At 41.6% G+C, this 3,931-nt stretch carries 4 protein-coding genes; 2 read left to right on the top strand and 2 right to left on the bottom strand.

From position 1 onward, the window contains the following. On the top strand, positions 1 to 436 hold a 436-nt coding region (locus FWE37_09305), incomplete at its 5' end, for a hypothetical protein (GenBank protein ID MCL2521175.1). Between the two features lie 12 nt (positions 437 to 448). On the opposite strand, the gene pheS is transcribed toward FWE37_09305, so the two are convergent. Continuing rightward, a complete protein-coding gene (pheS, locus tag FWE37_09310; GenBank protein MCL2521176.1) occupies positions 449 to 1,483 on the bottom strand; it encodes a phenylalanine--tRNA ligase subunit alpha in 1,035 nt (344 codons plus the stop codon). Positions 1,484 to 1,688: 205 nt separating this feature from the next. Between pheS and FWE37_09315 the strand changes: the two genes are divergently transcribed. Further along, complete coding sequence (locus FWE37_09315) at positions 1,689 to 3,179, top strand: hypothetical protein (GenBank protein MCL2521177.1); 1,491 nt, start codon at positions 1,689 to 1,691, stop codon at positions 3,177 to 3,179. Positions 3,180 to 3,247: 68 nt separating this feature from the next. Here FWE37_09315 and FWE37_09320 read toward each other — a convergent pair whose 3' ends face one another. Then, positions 3,248 to 3,706: a divergent PAP2 family protein gene (locus FWE37_09320; protein ID MCL2521178.1), complete on the bottom strand. Its 459-nt coding sequence runs from the start codon at positions 3,704 to 3,706 to the stop codon at positions 3,248 to 3,250. Between the last annotated feature and the right edge of the window lie 225 nt (positions 3,707 to 3,931).

Consider the following 3,931-nt stretch of genomic DNA (forward strand, 5'->3'; position numbering starts at 1 on the left):
CGGTAATCGGCTAACTAGCTTAGATGTAAGCAATAATCGTAATCTAACTCGGTTAAGTTTAGCCGGCAATGGTTTAAGAAGTTTAGATGTAAGCCGTAACGTTAATTTAGCTTGGCTTAGTGTTACAAATAATAGGTTAGACAACTTAGATGTAAGCCATAACGTGAACTTAACCCAACTTGAGGCCGGTAACGAAGTTAGGTTTTTATTTAACCCCCCGTTCCGTAATAATTTTACCGCTTTAAATTTAGCTAATAATATTAATTTAACTCATTTGGATATAAGCGGTAGTAACTTAACAAGTTTAGATATAAGCCGTAACGTTAATTTAGCCGAAATTACTTTGTGGCGAACGCGGATAGCCAGCTTAAATGTAGCTAATAACCCTGCTCTAACTAAAATAGAGGCCGGTAACCGTGTAACTATAATCCGTTAAATTTTATTTGGCTTAACCAAATTGGCTAATAAAACGCAGGTCGCCGCTGTGGAATAAACGTATATCGTCTATGCCATAAAGCATCATAGCCAGCCGGTCTAAGCCCATACCAAAAGCAAAGCCCGAAAACTCGTTGCTGTCTATGCCGCCGGCTTTAAGCACGTTGGGGTGAATCAGGCCGCAGCCGCAAAACTCTATCCAGCCCGATTGTTTGCAAACGGTGCAGCCTTTGCCGCCGCAAATTTGGCAGGAAATATCCAGCTCGAAACCCGGCTCGACAAAAGGGAAAAAGCCGGTGCGCAGCCGTACATCAACGGGCCGGGCAAAAACTTTGCTTAGGGTAGTTTGCAGGCAATAAAGCATTGCCGGTACGCCAATATCACGGCCCACCACCATCGCTTCTATCTGGTGAAAGGCCATTTCGTGGCTGGCATCTACGTCTTCGTTTCTAAACACTTTGCCGGGCGCTAAAAATTTAAAGGGCGGCTTTTTTTGCTCCATACCGCGTATTTGTATGGGCGAGGTTTGGGTGCGCAATAGGTGCACCATATCGTTAAACCAAAAGGTATCTTGCATATCCCGCGCCGGGTGTTCGGCCGGAATATTTAAGGCCGAAAAGTTATGGTATTCGTCCTCGATATAAGGGCCGTCTAAAATATCAAACCCCATCTTTAAAAAAATATCTTCTACTTCGCGGCTTATCTGCGTTAAAGGGTGCAAACCGCCCCCCTTTAAGCCGGTAGCCAAAACTTCGTTCGTTAGGCTAATATCTAAGCGGTTTTTAGCCAGTTTTTGTAAAGTTTCGGCACGTTCTAGCTGAGCTAAACGTTCGTCAAAAAGTTTAATGGCCTCTTCTTTAGCCACATTAGCTAAGCTGCCCAACTGCTTTTTGTTTTCGGCAGTTAAATTTTTAAGGTCTTTTAATATGCTGTTAAGTTTACCGTTTTTGCCTAAGCAATCGGCTTTAATAACCAGTAAATCGGCAATTTTTTGACAGTTAGCTACAGCTTGCCGATAATTATTAAGGATATTTTCAATTTGTTTCATAGCTTTGTTATTACCTTTTTAGTAATGTGTGGGGTATAAGTTACTTTTTAATTAACAATGTACAACTATACGACTATCTTGTAAAGAGGGGCGGCAAAAGCCGAAAGGGTGTTGCGCCCTATAGGGAGAGAACATTATTAAAAAATTATTTATTTTAAGTTTATTTTTTATCGCCGTTAGGCCGGCCTTGGCCCAAGACGAACTGATGCGCCGGCTAATTAATATGCCCGATGATGTTAAGATTGTGCTTTTTAACGACCATGCCGATAGCCTTGATGAAAGCGGTGCGCCGCAAATTTATTTTTACTCTATGTCGGCCCTAGATTTACTGGCAACCCACCCTAATAACCACGAAGAGGCTAGAGTTTACTTTAATTTAGGCCGGGTTAGCTTATTTTTAAACGATTTAACCACTGCCCAGCAGCACTTTAGCGCCAGCTATGCCTTAAGTAATAACCCGGCTTTACGTTTCCGCGCCGCTATGCAGCTGGGCGAAATTGCTTTGCGGGAGGGCGATTACCAGCAGGCCGGTATTTTTTTTGGCGAGGCTTTGTCTTACCAAAGCTCTAACCCCGAACGTTTTAGCGCCTTGTTAAATTTAGTGCAAAGCCATCGGCAGCTGGGCAATTTTAGCAGCGCTCAAAATTATGCAAGCGAAGCTTTAACCATTAGCAGCGAATTTACCAGTTTTTCTTATATCTATTTGGAACAAGCCGAAATAGCTTACCGGCAAAATGATGTGGAAACTGCCGCTTTAAGGTGGCAAGAGGCTTTAGCTAATGCCACTCAATTTGCCGAAAGCTGGGCCATTGCGGGGGCTCGTTTTGGGTTGGCCCGCCTTGCTTTTGCTGAGCAAAACTGGAGCGATGCTATCTTTCATGGCCAAAGGGCGGTGCTCGCTATTTCCCGCACCGAAGATGTTTTACAGCCGGTAATGGAGGGTTTACTGGCCGAAGCTTACTTAAAAGCCGGCTTTACCCAGCAAGCCTTTGATATGCTTAATTTGCGTAATAGCAGCGAGCTTAGGCTGCTGCGCGCCGAACAAGACCGCAGCGATGCTTTTTTTAGAAACTCCATCGAGCTATCTCTTTTACGTACAGCCAACAGCCAGCTGGAAGCCGATTTAGCGGCCCGTAATCGTTTTTTCTTTTTGTTATTAATTATTGGTTCGGCTTTATTGGTATGGAGTTTTATTTTATTGCAAGCTATCTTTCGTAAAGAAGGCGAAGAACGGGCTACCAATATGGCCTATACCTCGCTGGCTAACCATAGCAGCAAAAACCACGAAAGCTTAAAAAATGCCTTAATAAAACGTGTAGCTAACCCTAACTTTAATTTGGCTATTATCTCTATTAGTTTTACCAATCGCGAACAATTAAAAGAGTTTGGTAATTTAGCGCTAGATTATTTTGCGGTAGTCAGTTACGAAGGGTTAAGGCCGTTATTACCTTCCAGCGATTTATTTATCGATTTAACACGCAAGGCGGCTTTTGCTTTTTTAATTGCTGCCACAGCTGCCGAATTTGAATTATTAAACGATAAGTTAGCCCCTGCTTTAGCCCCTTTAACTTTACAATGGCGCGGCCAGCAAGTTACGGTAGAACTTACCGCCAATTTTATTTTTTTTAATAACGCTCATACAGGCCAAGAGCTGGAAAAAACTATTAATGAACTGGCTTTAGAAAACTTTAGATAAGGCATAGGGAACAAGAAATATTGATTTTTATTTAATTAATAATTGTTTTATAGTATGATTGTTCCCCGTTACCCAATTATGTTATAAAAAAGTAAAGCAATTAAAAAACCCAGTACTCCGCCGGCCGCCACTTGGTTGGTGCTATGGCCTAGTTCGGTTTTAAAGCGTTCGTAGCTAATACCTTTGTTAAGCAGGTTATTTACATCGTCCATAATACTGTTAAGGTAGCTGGCATGTTTGCCGCTGGCTTGCCGTACGCCCCGTGCGTCGTACATAATGATAAGGGCAAAGGTAATAGCAATAGCAAAAAACGGCGAGCTAAGGCCTTCGCGCAGGCCAATAATGGTGGCTAGGCTCATTACCGTAGAGGAATGCGAGCTGGGCATACCGCTGCTTTGCCAAAACATCTTGTAGTTCCACTTACGGTGGATAAGATAATTAAAAAAAGGCTTTAAAAGCTGCGCTGCAGCCCAGCTAATAAAGGGTACAAATAAATAAATGTAACGAGCAATAATATAGGTTTTCATCTTTACCAAGCTAAATAGATATAGTACACTTAGTATAGCATAATAATTAACAAATAGCAATTCTTAATTAGCAAAAATAAAACAAGCTAATAGCTGATTAACTGAAAGTTGAAAACTGATAGTTGACAAACATAGAATAAGAGTTACAATCTTTCAGTTTTCAGTTTTCAGTTTTCAGTTTTCAGTTTTCAGTTTTCAGTTTTCAGTTTTCAGTTTTCAGTTTTC

The organism is Spirochaetaceae bacterium (assembly GCA_009784515.1).
Lineage (GTDB): Bacteria > Spirochaetota > Spirochaetia > WRBN01 > WRBN01 > WRBN01.